General features: G+C 72.0%; 14 protein-coding genes and 1 tRNA gene. 6 read left to right on the top strand and 9 right to left on the bottom strand.

The features are described from left to right. Positions 1 to 210 precede the first annotated feature (210 nt). Positions 211 to 2,457 (top strand): 1,4-alpha-glucan branching protein GlgB, encoded by a 2,247-nt coding sequence (gene glgB / locus WMF29_RS24405; RefSeq protein ID WP_437322543.1) that lies wholly within the window; start codon positions 211 to 213, stop codon positions 2,455 to 2,457. Positions 2,458 to 2,678: 221 nt separating this feature from the next. Here glgB and WMF29_RS24400 read toward each other — a convergent pair whose 3' ends face one another. The 6 genes from WMF29_RS24400 to WMF29_RS24375 all read right to left on the bottom strand — a co-directional run bounded on the left by WMF29_RS24400 (position 2,679) and on the right by WMF29_RS24375 (position 8,733). Then, complete coding sequence (locus tag WMF29_RS24400; protein ID WP_437322542.1) at positions 2,679 to 3,302, bottom strand: hypothetical protein; 624 nt, start codon at positions 3,300 to 3,302, stop codon at positions 2,679 to 2,681. Then, positions 3,299 to 3,865: an FMN-binding protein gene (locus WMF29_RS24395; RefSeq protein WP_437322541.1), complete on the bottom strand. Its 567-nt coding sequence runs from the start codon at positions 3,863 to 3,865 to the stop codon at positions 3,299 to 3,301. The genes WMF29_RS24400 and WMF29_RS24395 overlap by 4 nt, the downstream gene beginning before the upstream one ends. A 76-nt stretch (positions 3,866 to 3,941) precedes the next feature. Next, positions 3,942 to 5,315, bottom strand: coding sequence for an FAD-dependent oxidoreductase (locus WMF29_RS24390; RefSeq protein WP_437322540.1), 1,374 nt, complete (start codon positions 5,313 to 5,315; stop codon positions 3,942 to 3,944). 28 nt (positions 5,316 to 5,343) lie between these two features. Further along, positions 5,344 to 6,789, bottom strand: a complete 1,446-nt coding sequence (locus tag WMF29_RS24385) for a hypothetical protein (protein ID WP_437322539.1) — start codon at positions 6,787 to 6,789, stop codon at positions 5,344 to 5,346. Between the two features lie 67 nt (positions 6,790 to 6,856). After that, entirely contained in the window at positions 6,857 to 8,473 is a 1,617-nt protein-coding gene (locus tag WMF29_RS24380; protein ID WP_437322538.1) for a hypothetical protein, read from the bottom strand. Then, positions 8,470 to 8,733 carry a hypothetical protein gene (locus WMF29_RS24375; protein WP_162144007.1) on the bottom strand — a complete coding sequence of 88 codons (264 nt, stop codon included), beginning with the start codon at positions 8,731 to 8,733 and terminating at the stop codon, positions 8,470 to 8,472. The genes WMF29_RS24380 and WMF29_RS24375 overlap by 4 nt, the downstream gene beginning before the upstream one ends. A gap of 127 nt (positions 8,734 to 8,860) precedes the next feature. On the opposite strand from WMF29_RS24375, the gene WMF29_RS24370 reads away from it, so the two are divergent. Further along, on the top strand, positions 8,861 to 9,547 hold the full coding sequence (locus WMF29_RS24370) for an SMI1/KNR4 family protein (RefSeq protein ID WP_437322537.1): 687 nt from the start codon (positions 8,861 to 8,863) through the stop codon (positions 9,545 to 9,547). A gap of 183 nt (positions 9,548 to 9,730) precedes the next feature. After that, positions 9,731 to 11,269 carry a serine/threonine protein kinase gene (locus WMF29_RS24365; RefSeq protein ID WP_437322536.1) on the top strand — a complete coding sequence of 513 codons (1,539 nt, stop codon included), beginning with the start codon at positions 9,731 to 9,733 and terminating at the stop codon, positions 11,267 to 11,269. A gap of 199 nt (positions 11,270 to 11,468) precedes the next feature. Here WMF29_RS24365 and infC read toward each other — a convergent pair whose 3' ends face one another. The 3 genes from infC to WMF29_RS24350 form a co-directional block, all read right to left on the bottom strand. After that, positions 11,469 to 12,188: a translation initiation factor IF-3 gene (infC, locus tag WMF29_RS24360; RefSeq protein WP_437322535.1), complete on the bottom strand. Its 720-nt coding sequence runs from the start codon at positions 12,186 to 12,188 to the stop codon at positions 11,469 to 11,471. 244 nt (positions 12,189 to 12,432) lie between these two features. Beyond that, on the bottom strand, positions 12,433 to 12,786 hold the full coding sequence (locus WMF29_RS24355) for a hypothetical protein (RefSeq protein ID WP_437322534.1): 354 nt from the start codon (positions 12,784 to 12,786) through the stop codon (positions 12,433 to 12,435). 33 nt (positions 12,787 to 12,819) lie between these two features. Next, positions 12,820 to 12,891: transfer RNA gene (locus tag WMF29_RS24350), tRNA-Val, on the bottom strand. 463 nt (positions 12,892 to 13,354) lie between these two features. Between WMF29_RS24350 and WMF29_RS24345 the strand changes: the two genes are divergently transcribed. From WMF29_RS24345 to secD, 3 genes are all read left to right on the top strand, one after another. Further along, positions 13,355 to 14,497, top strand: a complete 1,143-nt coding sequence (locus tag WMF29_RS24345; protein ID WP_437322533.1) for a transketolase — start codon at positions 13,355 to 13,357, stop codon at positions 14,495 to 14,497. 204 nt (positions 14,498 to 14,701) lie between these two features. Beyond that, a complete protein-coding gene (gene yajC, locus WMF29_RS24340) occupies positions 14,702 to 15,136 on the top strand; it encodes a preprotein translocase subunit YajC (RefSeq protein ID WP_437322532.1) in 435 nt (144 codons plus the stop codon). A gap of 55 nt (positions 15,137 to 15,191) precedes the next feature. Continuing rightward, positions 15,192 to 17,345 carry a protein translocase subunit SecD gene (gene secD, locus WMF29_RS24335; protein ID WP_437322531.1) on the top strand — a complete coding sequence of 718 codons (2,154 nt, stop codon included), beginning with the start codon at positions 15,192 to 15,194 and terminating at the stop codon, positions 17,343 to 17,345. Positions 17,346 to 17,355 lie beyond the last annotated feature (10 nt).

Here is a 17,355-nt window from a genome sequence, read left to right as displayed (position 1 = left end):
AATCCCGGCGATTCTCCGGCATGCGCACCGTCGATCCAGCCCCGCGACGTCCGCTGTTGCGTTGCGGACAAATGGTGAGCACACCGTGGTTGCGCCAGGGGGGACCGGCGCCGCGGGCCGCGCCGGTGTGCCCGGGTGAGCCGGGTCGGCGTCTCGGGCGGACTCTCGGCATGACGTCGGCGAGAGGAGCCGCTATAGCCGGACCCCGACATGTTGGAACAACGAGAACTCGATCTCATCGCGGCAGTCGAGCATCCGGATCCGCACCACGTGCTCGGCGCGCACGAAGACGAGGACGACCTGGTGGTCCGCGTCTTTCGACCGGACGCCACCGAGATCGCGGTGGTCCCGGGCGACCCCAGGCTCCGGAAGCAGCCGATGGAGCGCGTCCACCCCGCGGGCCTCTTCGAGGCGCGCTTCCCCGGCGTGTCCTACCCCGCGGACGGACGCTTCCGGTACCAGCTCGAGCTGCGCTTCGCGGACGGCAACTCCTCGGTGGAGCTCGACCCGTACGCCATGCCGCCGACGCTCGGGGACATCGATCGCCACCTCCTGGCCGAGGGGCGGCACTGGGAGCTCTACCGCGTCCTGGGCGCGCACGTGCGCGAGGTGGACGAGGTCTCCGGGACGTCGTTCGCCGTCTGGGCCCCGAACGCGCGGCGGGTGAGCGTCATCGGCGACTTCAACCACTGGGACGGCCGCCGCCACGCGATGCGCCGGATGGGCGAGGGCTTCTGGGAGATCTTCATCCCGGGCCTCGGCGAGGGCGCGCTCTACAAGTACGAGATCAAGACGCCGGAGGGGCACATCACGGTGAAGACCGATCCCGTCGCCCAGGCGATGGAGCTCCGGCCGGCCACCGCCTCGCGGGTCTACACGAGCCGCTACTCGTTCCAGGACGGCGACTGGATGCAGGAGCGCGGCAAGCTCGACTCCCGCAAGAAGCCGATCACGATCTACGAGGTCCACGCCGGCTCCTGGCGGCGCGTTCCTGGCGAGGGCCCGCCGTACGAGGGCGGGATGCGCTGGATGACGTACCGCGAGCTCGCCGACCACCTCGTCGAGTACGTGGCCGAGCTCGGCTTCACGCACATCGAGCTCATGCCGGTCATGGAGCACCCCTTCGACGGATCGTGGGGTTACCAGGTGGCGGGCTACTTCGCCCCGACCAGCCGCTACGGCGATCCGGACGACCTCCGCTACTTCATCGACCGCTGCCACCAGCGGGGGATCGGCGTGATCCTCGACTGGACCCCCGCGCACTTCCCGAAGGACGCGTGGGCGCTCGGGCGGTTCGACGGCACGGCGCTCTACGAGCACCTCGATCCGCGCCTCGGCGAGCACCGCGAGTGGAACACGTACATCTTCAACTACGGCCGCCACGAGGTGCGGAACTTCCTTGTGGCCAACGCGCTTTACTGGCTCGACGAGTTCCACATCGACGGCCTGCGGGTCGACGCGGTCGCCTCGATGCTCTACCTCGACTACGCCGCGCAGGGCGGCGACTGGGTGCCGAACCGGTATGGCGGCCGCGAGAACATCGAGGCCATCGACTTCATCCGGGAGCTGTCGAACCGGGTGCACGAGCGCTGTCCGGGCGCGATCCTCTGCGCGGAGGAGTCCACCGCCTGGCCGTCGGTGACCCACGCGACGTACGTCGGCGGGCTCGGCTTCGACTTCAAGTGGAACATGGGGTGGATGCACGACACGCTCGACTTCTTCAAGCACGAGCCCATCCACCGCGCCTTCCACTACCACCAGCTCACGTTCGGGCTCATCTATGCCTTCTCCGAGAAGTTCCTCCTGCCGCTGAGCCACGACGAGGTCGTGCACCTCAAGCGGGCGCTGCTCTCGAAGATGCCCGGCGACTACTGGCAGATGCTGGCGAACCTGCGCGCGCTCTACGGCTACATGTGGGCGCACCCGGGCAAGAAGCTGCTCTTCATGGGCGGCGAGATCGGTCAGTTCGCCGAGTGGAGCGAGAAGACGGAGCTCGACTGGGGCTTGCTCTCGGTGCCCGAGCACGCGGGGCTCAAGCGGCTCGTGACGGAGATCAACGCGCTCTACAAGAAGTATCCGGCGATGTACGAGCTCGACGACGAGCACCACGGCTTCCGGTGGATCGACTGCACTGACCACATGCAGACCGTGATCTCGTTCATCCGCTACGGCGACGGCGCGGGAGATCAGATGTCGCCCTCGGGCACGCACGTCGTGTTCATCGGCAATTTCACGCCGGTCCCGCGCCATTCGTACCGGATCGGCGTCCCGCGGCGCGGCGCCTACCTGGAGGTGCTCAACACCGATGCGGTCCAGTACGGCGGCAGCGGCGTGGGCAACCTGGGTCGCGTCCAGGTCGAGGACGTCCCCAGCCACGGGTTCCCGCAATCCATCGTGCTGTCGCTCCCGCCGCTCGGGGTGCTCTGGCTCGTCCCCGAGCGGGACGCGCCGGGCTGAGGCCTCATCCGGCGCCCTGGCACCCGGGGCGCCTTCGCTCGTCGGAGCGAAGGTGGTGGCGGAATGATGAAACTGCCAAGACGCCAAAAAACGCCAAGAAAACCACAGAAATCTTGGCGTCTTTTGGCGTCTTGGCGGTTCTAGCGACCCACCTTCAGCCAAAGTACCCAACGACCAGGGCGAGCGCGCTGCGTGCGGACGCCCGCGCGCGGCGCGCCTGTTTACTGGGTCTCGTCCGCCGGCGCAGCCTCGCCTCGCCGCGAGCGCCTTGGCAGCCACATGTCCACGGTCGAGACGACCGCCATGGCGCCGAGCGACAGCAGCATCGCCACGCCGGAGATGGGCATCAGCGCCGCGGCGCCGGGCGCGCTCCGGATGAGCCAGGGCGCCGCGATGTGAAGCCCGCTCGCGACGACGGCCGCCGCGACGCCCGCGGTGTGGAGCCACGACGGCAGGCGCGCGAGCAGCCAGAGGTGCGCGAGGATCAGCACGTACACCGGCACGGAGAAGAGGTGGAAATGGGTCACCTCGAGCAGCTTCCGCTCGGAGATCTGCTCGACCAGGACGCGCGGCGCCTCCGGCGTTCCGGGGAGCTCGAGCTCCGGGCCCAGATCGAGCGCGGGCCCCCCGGCCGCGGCAGGCGCCTGGGTCGGGGCAGGCGGCGGCGCGGCGACCGCCGCGCCCGCGTAGTAGGCGGCCGCCCCCGCGTCCTGCACCATCGCCCCGTAGAGGCGCCACGACACGAGCAGCCCGATGACCGACGCGAGCGCGAACGCCGAGTAGAGGAGCTTCGCGCCGAGCGAGAGCGACCTCAGCCGACCGGCTGAAGCTGTGAAATCTCTCACAGACCGCCGCGCTTCAGCGCGAGCTGGAGGACGAGCGCGTCGCGCTTGACGCCGAGCGCCACGGAGCGGGACGAGATGGATGCGCCCGACACGATGTCGATGTCCTTGCCCGCGGTGATCGGGTCGCCCGCCGTCTTGCCGCGGAACTGGGCGCGGAAGCGATCGCCGCGGACCTCGTCGCCGTACGCCTCGCGGTACTCGAGGATCTCGATGCGCTCGACCGCGCCGGCCGTCGAGAACTGCACGGCGAAGTCGATCGGCTCGTGCATCCCCTTCTCTTCGTCCTTGATCGCGTAGCCGTCGATCTTGCCGTCGGACTCCGCGACGTACACCACCCACTCGCGCTTGACCGGCGCACCCAGCTTCTTGCCGAGCTCCTGCGCCTCCGCGTTGCCGAGCACGACCTTGCGATAACCGACCTTCTTCGAGCTCGCGAAGAAGGTCTTCAGGACAGCGGGGACCGTCCAGTACGTCGCGCCGTGGGCGGGCAGCGCCGCCAGGATGAACGTGAGCGCCGCCGCTGCGGCGAAGTGGGCGGTGCGAAGGTCACGAGAAGGACGCATCAAGGCTCCGACGAAGCTGTCATTCGTGAAAGTCAAAGTCAACGGCGTTTGGGCCGCGGATCCGGCGGCGCGGGCGTCAGTCGCGCACCTGCACATCCAGGTAGCGCTCGGCGTTCAGCGCCCACGCTTCCGGGCTGCGGCCGGCCTCGACGTGCGCCACCGCGTCGGCCGCGATCGCGGCGCAGTGATCGAGGTTGCAGTGCAGGAAGAGCGCCTGCCGTCCGAAGGGGACCACGCCGAGCGCGGCGGCGCGGCGCATCGCGGCTCGCCAGTCCCGCAGCCAGCCGCGTCGGTAGAGCGGGTACACGCGGGGCACGAAGCGCTGCCGGGCCTCGAGCGGCGCCACCCCGCGCGGGGCGATGCCGGCGCGCACGAGCTGGTCGAGCAGCGCCTCGAGCGGCGGGCCCGAGGCGAAGTCGCGCCCGCTGCCCCAGGCCCCCTCGGGGATCTCGACGCACAGCACCGTCTCTCCCGGGCGGCGGAGATCGGGCGCGTAGTTCTGCAGCTCGGAGACGCGGCCGAACCAGAAGCGCGGGTCGGGGCAGTAGTACGTCTCCGGGGCGCCGAGCCGCGCGCGCGGGTACGCCAGGTAGACCAGGTAGAGCCCGCGGTGCTCGAGGGGCGCGTCGGGCACGAGATCCGCGAGATCACCGGCGAACAGGATCGGCGCCGCGCCGGCGCGCGCGCCCGCCCCGGCCAGGCCGAGGGCGGTCCCGCACTCGGCCCGGACGCCGGCCTCGGCGAGGCGCGCCTCGAGGTACGTGACGAGGGACGAGATGCCCGCCGGCGGGTAGATGAACCGCGCGAGATCCGCCGCGGCGCCGCCGCGACCGCGGGCGAGCTCCTTGAACAGCGCGAGCGGGCTCGTCGTGCTGATCCGCTTCTTCGCGACGGTCTGGGAGAGCTCCGACGGCGGGATGCCCCAGACCTTCTCGGCGTACGGCCGGTAGAACGACGCGTAGGCCGCCGCTCCGACGCGGTCGCGCACGAACCGCTCGAAGCCGACGTCGTCGCCGGCGCGGGCGCGGTCGTGCTCCCAGCGGGCGAAGGCCGCGCGGCGACCGCGCTGCGCCACGAACCCGAGGCCCATGGCGGCGCCGGCGCGGAGGCCGAGCGCGCGGAGCATCGAGGGCGCGCTCGGCGGGTAGGGGACGTGGCGCTCGCCGAGCACGAGCACCCCGCGGCGCGGGCGCGAGAGGAACGGGGAGCGCGCGTGCACCTCGCGGAAGAGCGGCTGATCGAGGGCTGCCGGGTGGAGCCGGTGCGAGCCGAGATCGCACGGCAGGCCGCGGAACGTCTCGGCGCCGGCGAGCCCGCCGGCCCGCGCCGCGCGCTCGAGGAGGCGCACGCGCCGGCCGGCCCGCGCGAGCAGCAGCGCGGCGTAGAGGCCGGAGATGCCGGCGCCGACCACGAGGCGCTCGGGCCCGGCGTCGTCTGGGCGGAGTGACATGGTGTGCCCGTGTCCGTATCCGGCGCGCTCAGTACATGAACCCGAGGCCGAGGTTGAGCTGCGTCTGATCGAACCCGAGCGTGCGGTCGCGCAGCTGGTAGTCGGCCTTCACGACGACCCCCTGGGTCGGTCGGTACGACGCGCCGAGCGTGAGCTCGCGGACGCCGTACGAGGCGTTGGCCTTGTAGCCCTCGGGCACCGCCGACTGCGTGTCGTACGCCTCGACGCGCGCGAACGGCAGGAGCTCGTGGCTCACGCCGAGCGGGCGGAGCACGTCGTATGCGGCCTCGACATAGCCGCCGCGGATCCGGGTAGCCACGGGGCTCGTGGGATCGATGAAGTTCGGCGCGCCGCTCCCGTTGAACGAGACCATCAGGGCGCGCGCCTCGGGGAGGTGCCACTCGGCGAACAGGACCCGCGTCTCCAGGCCGCTCCTGCGCCAGCGCGCGTCGAGCGACCAGCCGAGGACCGGGACCGAGAGATCCACCGGGGTGCCATCGCGAAGGAAGAACTTGCCCTCGCCGTTCGGGCCAGCGTCGCTCGCGTACACCGACGCGCCTGCGACGACCCCGAGCAGCGGCTCGGCCTCGACGCGCGCGACGGCCGCCCACGCGTTGGCGCGGGCGAGCCCGCCGTTCTGCCGCCCGCCGGCGATGCCGCCCGCGCGGAAGCCGAGCGGATCGAGGCCGGTCATGGCGTAGGCCTCGAAGCGCAGCCAGTCGAGCGGCTGCCCGAACGCGCCGATCCCGATCTCGCGCCACGTCGAGGGGATGACGAGGGTATCGACCTTGGGCCTGACCACGCCGTGGAACACCGGCGGCTCGTGCCACTGGTTGATGATCCCCATCGGGACGAGCACGAGGCCCGCGCGCAGCCCGAGGGCGCGGCCTACAGCGTTCCACTCGATGTAGGCCTGCTCCAGCTCCGCGGCGCCCGGGCAGCTCGCGCAGGAGATCGAGTGCTCCACCTCGAGCTCGACATAGGACCGGATGTCGGCGGTGAACTCGTGCGCCACGAAGAGCACGAGGCGGGGGATATCGGCGACCCACGCGCGCTCGCCCTCGCGGCCGGTCGTCGTGCCGCGGACATGCACCTCGCCGTAGCCGCCGACGGAGGTGCTGCTGGCGCTCGCCCCGGCGCTTCGGAACCGCTGTTCGGTCAGGCCGCGGACGAGCTCGTGCTCGGGCGCCTCTCCGGCGCCGAGACCGACGGCGGGCTTCCGGGGTTCTGGCGGCGGCGCGGCGTGCTCGGGCGGCAGGTCGAGGACCGGGCCGTCCGGCGCGGGCTGGGCGGTGGGCGCGGGTTGGGCGGTGGGCGCCGGCTGCGCGGTAAGCGCGGGCGGCGTGGCGGGCGCCGGCTGCGCGGCAAGCGCCGGCTGCGCGGCAGGCGCGGGCTGCGCCGCGGCGGCGAAGGGCAGCAGCGCGCCGAGGACGACGCCCGCGGAGCGAGGCCACAAGGACGAGATCGCTTTCATGACGAGGACCGGGAGCCCGGAGGGGCCGGAGTCTTCGCGCCCTTGAAAACGGAGGTCAACCTCGTTTTCAGCGAGGGGGCGCGCCGCGCGGCGCGCGTGAGAGCGCGCCGCCTGCCGGAGGTCCGGCGGGCAGCGCTTCGAGCAGGGCGAGGTCGCTCCAGAGCGCGTCGACGTAGCGCGAGCGCGGGAGCGCGAAGCGGATCGCGATCGTGTAGCCGCGGCCTGCGAGCGCGTCGCGCGCCTCCTGCGACAGCGCCTCGCTGGTGATGAGCGCGCCGCCCGGCCCGGCCTGCTCGACGCCGCGGACGAGCGCGGCGTCGTCGCGGACGCGCACCGGCGGCCGGCCCGGCGCGCCCTCGTGGATCATCCGGTCCAGGTCGCGCGTGAGCACCGGGCGCGGCGGCGCGCCGGCGTCGCGGAGGAAGCGCACGATCGCGGCCGCCGGCGAGGGCGCCTGGTGCTGGCGAGCGAGCGAGATCGCGTCGGCGAGCCATTGCGCCGCGAGGGCGGCGACGACGGCGAAGGGCGCGGCGCCGCGGAGCGCGCGCCGGCCCGGAGCGCCCTCCGCCGCGGGGCGCGCCGCCGAGAGGGCCGCTGCGCCGGCGGCCATGGCGACGAGGAGGAGCGGGACGAGCGGGAGCCAGTGCCGCGGCTTGTAGGCGATGTTTTGCCCGAGGAGCGCCCAGAGGAAATAAGCGAACGCGGAGGCCCAGAGCTCGGGCTGCTCACGCAGCGCGCGCGCGGCCCGCCGGAGCGAAGCGACGCGGAGCGCGCCGGCGGCGAGGAGCGCGATCAGGAGGGGCGCGCCGAGCCAGCGCGCCGCCGGCGCGTCAGGCCACGCTCCGCCGAGCCCGTTGGCCCAGATCCCCCAGATCACGCCGCGGAGGCGATCGAGCGGCGACGAGACGGTGATCGCCGTCCCTCCCCAGCGGGTGAAGTGCCCGAGCCCCTGGACCCACGTCGTCGCGACGAGGTCGCGCGGCGTCGCGATCAGCACGAGCGGCACGAGCCACGCGAGCGCGCCGGCCGCGAGGTCGCGGCCGCGCGCGAGCCACGCGAGGCGGCCGCCCTCGCCGCGGGCGATGACGGCGAGGCAAGCGAGCGCGAACGGGAAGTACGAGAGCCGCACGCCGAGCCCGACGCCGAGCAGCACGAGCGCCCAGGTGCGCGTGCGCGCCGCGCGCGCCTCCGCGGCGGTGTCCAGCGGCGCGGCCGGAGCGGCGATCTGCGCGCCGCGGAGGCGCCTCGCGCGGGCGCACAGCCAGAGCGCCGCGGTCACCGTCGCGGTGCCGGCCATGTCGCTGAGGAGCTTCTCGGACGACAGCCAGAGGAACGGCGACGCGAGCGCGAGGACCCCGGCGAACACCGCGGCGCGCGGCCCGGCGACGTCGCGCGCGAGCAGGGCGGTGAAGGCGACGGTGGCGGCGCCCGACGCGGCGCTGACGAGGGCGAGCGCCGCGCGCGGCGTCGCGCCGAGCAGCGCCAGCCCCTTCGCCGCCGCGACGAACACGGGGTAATACGGCGCGTGCGGGCGGAGCTCGCCCACGTCGAACCGCTCCACGCCGAGCGCGAACCGGAGCGCGTCGATGTCCTCGTCGTGATCGATGCGGAAGAGCAGGCGCGAGGCGAGCGCGGCGGCGGTGAGCGCGGCGAGCTCGAGCAGCTCGCGCCGCTCCTCCCTCACGAGCCCGAGCCGGATCCCGAGCCGGGCGCGTGCGTCGGCGCGCCGCAGTCCGGCTGATCCACGCTGGCCGCCCCGGCGCTCGTGGTGGCGCCCGAGCCGGACCCCGAGCCGGGCAGCGGCGCCGCCGGCGTGTCGCACTGATCGAACAGCTCCTCGCCCGCGTAGTCGAGGCACGCGGTCGCGAGCGAGGCGACGACGAACGTGGCGCCCGCCACGACGAACGCGGTGCGAAGCGATGCCCAGGAGCCCAAGCCAGCCACGCAAGCACCGTGCCGCTGACCCCAATGACTGTCAAGCGCGTGTGTCTCCCGGGTTGCGCCTGCGCGGCGGGGCGGAGCGTCGCTCGTTTTTTGCTCCTTCCAGCGCCGCGCGCGTAGGGTCGCGCGCATGGAGTGGCTCGAGTCGATGCACCGCATCCGCGCGCTCAAGCTGGAGCTCGCGCGGATGGATCCACGGCGGGGGATGCCGATCGCGCCGCCGGCCGGGGCCTCCGAGGAGGCGATCGCCGGCGTCGAGCGGCGCCTCGGGATGGCGCTGCCGCCGAGCTATCGGGAGCTGCTCTCGCGGCACGACGGCTGGCCGCAGCTGTTCGCCGGCGCCAGCCTGCTCGGGGTGCGCGCGCTCGCGCGCGGCTCGTACATGGACGTCGGGCGGATGGTGCTCGAGCACTGCGAGGGCGAAGAGGTGCGCGGCGCGGGCGAGCGCGACGGCGGGTCGGCGACCGTGCGCGGCCGCTATGGTGCGCGGAGCGCGCTCGTCCCGTTCGGCATCGACGCGGCGGCCGAGACGGTCTTCGCGTGGGATCCCGAGGCGAGGACGCCTGACGGAGAGCTCGAGATCATCCTCTGGACGAACGACGTCGGGCTGCGCCTGTCGGGCTTCCCGGAGCTCCTCGACATGGTGAAGGACATGCTCGCCGCGGAGCTGGACGATCGCCGCAGGCGCGCCGTCGCGCAGATCGAGCCCGCGGCGCTCGCGCGCGGCGCGGTCGCGTCGCGGAGCCGCGTGCGCGCGGTGGCGGTGCCGCTCACACCTGCACCTCGCCCGCTCCTGCGGAGCGCGCTCACCGGCTGAGCGAGCCTCGCCCCCCGAGCCCGGCCGCTGCGACGCCCGCGTAAAGGCTGCGTCCCGCGTACAGGGCGCGCTCGTGCGCGACCGTCGCAGACCGCACTCTTTGCGCGCTTCGACCGCGGGCTCCGATGAAGACGAGCCGGTTGTTTCCGCGCGAAGCGTGGGACGTGGTGTACTAGGTGGACCATGACGGATGCCCACCAGCAGCAGCGCTACCGGGTCATCGAGCGGCTAGCTTCGGGCGGCATGGCCGAGGTCTTCCTGGCGGAGAGCGCCGGGATCGAGGGGTTCAAGAAGCAGGTCGCGATCAAGCGCGTGCTCCCGCACCTCAGCGAGAAGAAGCGCTTCATCGCGATGTTCCTCGACGAAGCGCGGCTGTCTGCGCACCTCTCTCACTCCAACGTCGCGCAGGTGTTCGACATCGGCGTCGGCGACAACGCGTACTTCATCGTGATGGAGTACGTCGACGGCGCCGACCTCAAGGCGGTCCTCGAGTCGATGCGCAAGGCCGGCCGCACCCTCCCGGTCGAGTCCGCCGTGTTCATCACGGCGAAGCTCTGCGAGGGGCTCACGTACGCCCACGAGCTCAAGGGGGCCGACGGGCATCCGCTCCAGATCGTCCACCGGGACATGTCGCCTCCGAACGTGCTCATCACGAAGTACGGCGAGGTGAAGATCGTCGACTTCGGCCTCGCGAAGGCGACGAGCCAGCTCGAGAAGAGCGAGGCCGGGATCATCAAGGGCAAGTTCAGCTACCTCTCGCCCGAGGCCGCGCAGGGCCAGGAGGTCGATCACCGCACCGACATCTTCGCGCTCGGCGCGATCCTCTGGGAGATGCTCTCCGGGAAGCGGCTCTTCCTCGGCGACACCGACTACCAGACGGTCAAGCTCGTGCAGCAGGCCCAGATCCCGACGCTCTCCGAGAGCAACAGGGCGGTTCCCCCCGAGCTCGATCGCATCATCGCCCGCGCGCTGGCCCGCGATCCCGGGGAACGTTACGCCTCGGCGCGCGAGCTCGGACGGGATCTCACGACCTTCTTGTACAGGTTCGGCAGGCCCGTCAGCGCCTACGACATCGCCGAGCACGTCCGCAGCGCCATGGCGCTCCGGAAGCGGGCCCCCACGTCGGACAAGGCGTCGTTCATCGACAGGCTCATCGAGGAGACGCTGCTCGAGTTCACGTCGCTCCCGGACGACAAGGCGGCGCCGAGCACCACGCGCCTGAACGAGCCGCTCAAGATCTCGGCCTTCGAGGACATCGGCAAGTGGGCCGACGAGATCAAGCTCTCGGCGCCGGGGGACAAGCTCTCGGCGCCGGGGGAGGACGTCATGCGGCGGTCCCTCGCCACCGTGTCGGTCGAGGAGGGCAACCTCGCCGCGCTCGAGGAGACGGGGTTCGGCCTTCCGCTTGCCCCTCCATCCGGAGGTCCCTCGTCCAGGCCCGCGGGGCCGCTGCTCGCGCCGCCTGCGCTGGCGCATCCGCCGCTCGAGAGGCGAGCCGTGCCGACCCTGGCCTCCCCGCAGCCCGTACCCGAGATGCAGCGCCCTGCGCCGCCCTTGCCGCCGCCGCTCGCGCCGCTCGTACCGGCCACGCCGCGCGACCTGGAGCCGGATCCGGCCCCTCCAGCCAGGACGGGGGGCGGCGCGGTGAAGGCCGTGCTGCTCGTCGCCACGCTCGCCGCCCTCGCCGCAGGCGCGTGGTTCGGCGGCCTGATCCCGCACTGACCCGGCGAAGGGAGCGTGCTCCCTGCGGCGCCCACGGCCGAGCCATGGGCGCGCTGCGCGCCGCGCGGCGGCGAGGTGCCCGGCGCATCTCAGCGCGCGTCAACACGCCTCAACACGCCTCAACCCACGGCTACACGCCGCCCCTGCGAGGCGCGCCGCACCGTGATCGGCGTCGTGGCGCGCTCTCTCGCCGGATGCGTTACTCGGTCCCCTCCGCCTCGTCGTCGTCCTCGTCGTCCTGCTCCTCGAGCTCCCTCTCGAGCTTCTCGATCTCCTCGTCCTCCGTGTCGTCCTGGGCAGGAGCGGCGCGCCCTTCCTGGATCGCCTTCTGGCGAGCCTTCTCCGCGGCGGCGCGGGCCTGGGCCACCTTCTGCAGGATCGCCGGCTTGGGCGCCATCATCAGCGTCATCGTGCGCTGCTCCATCATGGGGCGCACCTCGACGTTCGCGATCTCCTCGCAGTGCTGGACGATCCAGTCGAGCTGCTCCTGCGCCTTCTCCGGGTGGGTGATCTCGCGGCCGCGGAAGCGCACCGTGAACTTCACCTTGTGGCCTGCGCCGAGGAACCGATGCGCAGCCCGGGTCTTGAACTCGAGATCGTGGTCGTCCGTCTTGGGACGGAGCTTGATCTCCTTGATCTCCACCACACTCTGCTTGCGCTTCGCCTCGCGGGCCTTCTTCTTCTCGTCGTACTTGTACTTGCCGAAGTCGAGGATCTTGCAGACCGGGGGATCCGCCTTCGGGTTGACCTCGACGAGGTCGAGCCCCTTCTCCTGTGCTCGGCGCAGCGCCTCGTGGGTCTGCATGATGCCGAGCATCTCGCCATCATCGCCGATGACGCGGATCTCCGGGACGCGGATGCGCTGGTTGATGCGGATCTGCGGCCCCCGCTGGGCCTGCCGAGGGTCGAAGCGTCTCATCGCCATGTGATATTTCGCTGCCTCCTTGTGTTCTGTGCTCTTGAAAGCGACGGGCCGCCGCTCCGCGACCGAGCCCGGTCGTGGCGTCCATCACCACGACAATGTCGCCCGACTCTGCGCCGCAGGCAACGGCGGCAAGCAGGACGAGCGCCGCGGCGCATGGGCGCTCCGGGCCGTGGCGTGCCCGGCTCGACGGGGGTGGGGAAGGGCCTGCCGGGCGAGAGGGGCCGGCCGGAGCGGGAGGTCACGAACCCGATGCGCTCACGGCGCGCCGGGGGAGCTTCCACGCTGCGGCTCGCCGGTCGGCGAGCTCCTCGAACGGCATCGCCCCGAGATCCTTCTCGAGGTCGCGCGACCCGCGGGCGGTCACGACGTGCTCCGTCGAGCGCCGCACGACGCAAGGGCCATCCGGATCGCTCGTCCGGACCAGCCCGATCCGGGCCACGTCGTCGCAGAGGAAGTGTGTGTGAAGATCGATGAGGCGCCCGTTGACGTGGGCGCCGGGGATGGGGCGGTTCCTGGCGATGTCGTCCACGAGAGCCTTGCGCACCGTGGTGCGGGCCGCCGAGGCGGCCAGGGCTGTCTGATCGAGGGCCATGAAACCTCGCAGGCTAGGTCACCTGCTGATTTGTAGGCGCGGCCGGTTTCGAACCGGCGACCCCTACCGTGTCAAGGTAGTGCTCTACCACTGAGCTACGCGCCTATGTCCCGCCCGCTCGGCCCGGTGCCGACGAAACGGAGAGCGCCTCCTATCAAGGGGGGTGAAGTCCGTCAAGCGATATGTTTCGTGGGGTCGCTTTTGTCGTGGCGGCGTGGTGACGGATTCGTGGTGCAAGGGCTCGGGCGGCGGCCGTACTCGCCGGCCCCCGCCGCCTTGGTCGAGCAGCCGACGTCGAACCGTCCCGTCGACGGATCGACGAGCCGGCGGGCAGCCTCAGGCCTATCGCGGCGGGCTCCAGGGGGCGCTCGCGCTCGACGTGCCGCGCGAGCAACCCCTCGGCAGCCGCGCGCGGCGGAAGCGCATTGCGCGGTGGGAGCATGAATTCCCGGAGTTACGTCCGGACACCGAGGATCGCGATCGCCGCGCTACTTCAGGCCGGCCGCTGCGCGGAGGCCGATCGCGCTCGCGCTTGACCTCGCGTGCGGCTCGGGCGACGAACGATGGGATGGCAGGGCCTGACGGTCTAGGCTCGCCGCCGGATCCGGCGGCGGTGATCGCACATGTCGAGGTGGCCGCGGGGAGCGCGCTGTTCGCCGCGCACGCGGCGGTGCCCGGCAATCTGCCGATCGAGCGCGCCGCGTGCGCCAGCGAGGCGATCCGCGGCGCCGCCGCGCGCACGCGCGCCGGGCAGCGCGCGAGCGTCGTGCTGGGCGCCCACGAGCTCGTCGGGGCGCTCGCCGCGCTCGGCGAGGCGGCGGCGGTGCGGACGCCGGTCACCGTTCACGTCATCGAGCGGCGCGGCGGGCTCGCGGTCGGGCGCGACGAGCTCGCGCCTGCGCTCGACGTCGGCGCGGGGGTGCTCGTGACCTGGAGCAGCCAGGAGGCGGCCGACATGACGCTCGTGGCGCGGCGCGCCGCGGAGGACAGCGAGACGCCGTTCCTGCACCTCGTCGACGCGCTGCCGTCGGACGTCTCGGCCCTCGGCGGGGCGCGCGAGCTCGCTGCGCGCTTCCTCGGCTCCGAGCGGAGCGCGCCGACCTTCACCGACGCGGCGCCGGGCGAGAGCGACGGCGACGGCGGGCCTCGGCCGCAGGGCCGCGGCGTCGTCCGGAAGCGGGCCGAGCGGGGCTTCTGCGCGCGCGTCCCGTTCGCGCTCGCCAGCGCGATGCGGGAGCTCTGCGAGCTGACCGGCAGGCCGCTCGGCGCGATCGAGCGCGTCGAGACCGCGGACGCGGAGGAGATCCTGGTCGTCGTCGGCTGCGCGTTCCCGGCGGCCCGCGAGGTCGTGCGCAGCCTGCGCGCGCAGGGCCGCCGCGTCGGCCTCGTGGGCGTGCGCGCGCTCCGCCCGTTCTTCGGCGCCGACGTGGTGAAGACGCTCGGGCGGGCCAAGGCCGTCGTGGTCCTGGAGCCGCTCGACGTGCCGCTCGCGCCGTACGGGCCGGTCGCCGCCGGGGTGAAGGCGGCGTTCGCGGACGCGATCACCTGGGCCCCGGGCTTCCCCGGCGTCGGGCGCATCCCGCCGATCCTCTCCGCGACGTTCGCGACGATCGACGGCACCATCACCGAGCGCGACGTGCGCCTCTCGCTCGCGGAGATCGCGAGCGGGGAGCGCGCTCGCCGGCACATCGTGTTCGGCAGCGACGGCTGACGCCGCGCGGCAGCGGAAGGGAACACAGCCGCGGAATGGGTACGGAAAAGGCCGCCAGGCTGCATTCCCCGGACGCCCGGGTGAGCCTGCCCGCCTAGCTCCTTGCGCGACCCTTGGATCCTGGGTATGGAGGCGGGCCCCGGGGGGTTGGGAGAGGCCGCAATTTGCGGGCGAGCCCGTCGGGGCCCGGAGACACGCGTCACCTTGGCAAGCTCAAACTGGTTCCAGCCGAACGCCGCCCCCGGGCGAGCGGGCAACGCGCCCGCGACGCCGGTCGAAGGTCAATCGCCGCCGTCCGGAGGGCAGGAGGCGCCGCCTTCTTCGCCGTTCGGCGGAGGGGCCTTCCAGTTCCTCATCCTGGCGCTGCCGCTGCTGCTCATCTTCGTGATGACGCGGAGCCAGAACAAGAAGCAGAAGCAGCTCGAGTCGAACCTCAAGGCGGGCGACCGGGTCGTCACGCAGTCCGGGCTCCTCGGCAGGATCGTCGACATCAGCCCGAACTCGCCCAGGGTGAAGCTGGAGATCGCCCCTGGCGTGAACGTGCAGATCCTGAAGAGCGCGATCCAGGGCCCCGACCCGGGCGAGGTCGCGGCGGCGGACGCCAAGGTCGCCGACGCGGCGAAGGAAAAGAAGTCGTAGGCCGGCGCTCGGCCCAACAGGAAGCTTTTTTACCGCCCCCGCGGCGCCCCACTCCATGCTCCTAAACATCTTTCAGTACGGGTTCGCCGGCGTCGCCGGCCTGTGCGTCCTCGGCGCGTGGCTCAGCCGATCGAAGCGCAGCGTCTTCGCCTGGGCGGCGCTCTCCGCCGGCGCCGCCGCGATCGCGGCCCACTACCACGTGTTCTGGGCCCTCGCGACCTTCGGCCTGATGGTGCCGTGGGCGCTGTTCTGCGTCGGGCCGTGGATCGATTTCTCGTGGCGGGTAAAGACGGGCTTCGTGCTGTTCCTGGCGCTCGGCTCGGCGCTCGCCATCTACCCGACCTACCACGACGAGCGGTACGGCCGCCCCGTCCACACCGGCCTCTCCTCGGAGGAGGTGGCGGAGCAGGAGACCCAGGCGAGGGCGGGCGAGCTCGGGTTCAGCCGCTTCCTGACGTCGAACATCCCGTTCCGCCTGGTGCGCGGGCTCGATCTGAAGGGCGGCCTCCGCCTCGTCTACACGGTCGACGTCGACGAGGCGATCAGCGACAAGCGGGATCGGTACTACGACGACCTGCGCGCGGCGCTCGCGAGGTCGTTCGGGTTCCACGAGGGCGACAAGCCGCCGACGATCGAGGAGATGCAGAAGCTCCAGACGAAGCTCCGCATCGAGAAGTCGCGCGAGCAGGCGGACACCATCGCGATCACGTTCAACGACCCGGCGGACTCCTCGAAGATCAACGACGAGTTCCTGGCGAAGTTCCTGCACGAGCTGCAGCTCGTGCGCTCGGCGGATCGCCGCGTGGCGAAGTTCCGGATCCGCGACGAGGTCTCGAGCACCATCCGCGACCGGGCGGTGTCGCAGGCCAAGGAGACGGTGCTCCGCCGCGTCGACGGGCTCGGCCTCAAGGAGGCGAGCGTCTCCACGCGCGACGAGGACGTCATCATCGAGGTCCCCGGCGACGACGAGAGCGCGTTCGCCACGATCCGGGAGATCATCAGCCAGACCGCGCGGCTCGAGTTCAAGATGGTCGACGACGACCACGACTTCTTCGAGCCGATCGCGAGGAGCGCCAAGGAAGAGGACCTCCCGAAGGGGCTGACGTTCTCGATCGAGAACGCGCCGGTCGGCCCCGGGAAGACGAAGCCGGTCCACTTCGCGCGGATGGTGCGCGCGGAGCACGAGGAGATGCGCGACACGCTGAAGCGGCTGCGCGAGTGGGTCGGGACGCTCCAGGTCCCGGCGGACAACGAGGTCGGCTACGGCAAGCTGTACGAGTTCAACGAGGAGAAGGACGCCATCGAGGAGATCGGCTGGCGGACGTACTTCCTCTTCAGCAAGGCCGAGATCACCGGCGACATGGTGCGCGACGCGCAGGCGCTCCCGGATCAGCGCGACGGCGGCCTCGGCGGCTGGTACGTGTCGATGGATTTCACCCCGACCGGCGCCGACCGGTTCGAGGACATCACCGGCAGGAACGTCAAGCGGCGCTTCGCCATCATCCTCGACGAGAAGGTCGAGAGCGCGCCGGTCATCCAGACGAAGATCGGCGGCGGCCGCGCGCAGATCACGATGGGCTCGCAGAACCCGGATCAGCAGCTCCAGGACGCGCGCAAGCTCGAGCTGGTGCTCCGGTCGGGCGCGCTGCCGGCCCCGATCTCGCCCTCGAACGAGCAGCGCATCGGCCCGTCGCTGGGCAAGGACGCGATCCAGCAGAGCATGAAGGGGGCCATCGCGAGCGGCGTGCTCGTCGTCGTGTTCATGGTGGTGATCTACAGCCGCGCCGGGCTCATCGCGGACATCGCCGTCATCTTCAACCTCATCCTGCAGGTCGCCGTCCTCGCGATGTTCGGGGCGTCGATGACGCTGCCCGGCATCGCCGGCCTGGTGCTCACGATGGGCATCGCGGTCGACGCCAACGTGCTGATCAACGAGCGCATCCGGGAGGAGCTCAGGGCCGGCAAGAGCCCGCGCGCCGCGGTCGACGTCGGCTACGACAAGGCGTTCAGCGCCATCCTCGACGGCCACGTGACCACGCTGCTCTCGGGGCTCATCCTCGCGCAGTACGGCACCGGCCCCATCAAGGGCTTCGCGATCACGCTGATCGTCGGCATCGCGATCAGCCTGTTCACCGGGGTCGTCTGCACCCGCCTGATGTTCGACTGGGCGGTCCGCGGCCGAAAGATCAAGACGCTCTCGCTCGGCTGAGAACGAGGGC

The organism is Sorangium sp. So ce381 (assembly GCF_051473845.1).
In the GTDB taxonomy this organism is placed as follows: domain Bacteria; phylum Myxococcota_A; class Polyangia; order Polyangiales; family Polyangiaceae; genus Sorangium; species Sorangium atrum.
The sequence above is the reverse complement of the archived record's forward strand: the minus strand, read 5'-3'. Positions and strand labels throughout refer to the sequence as shown.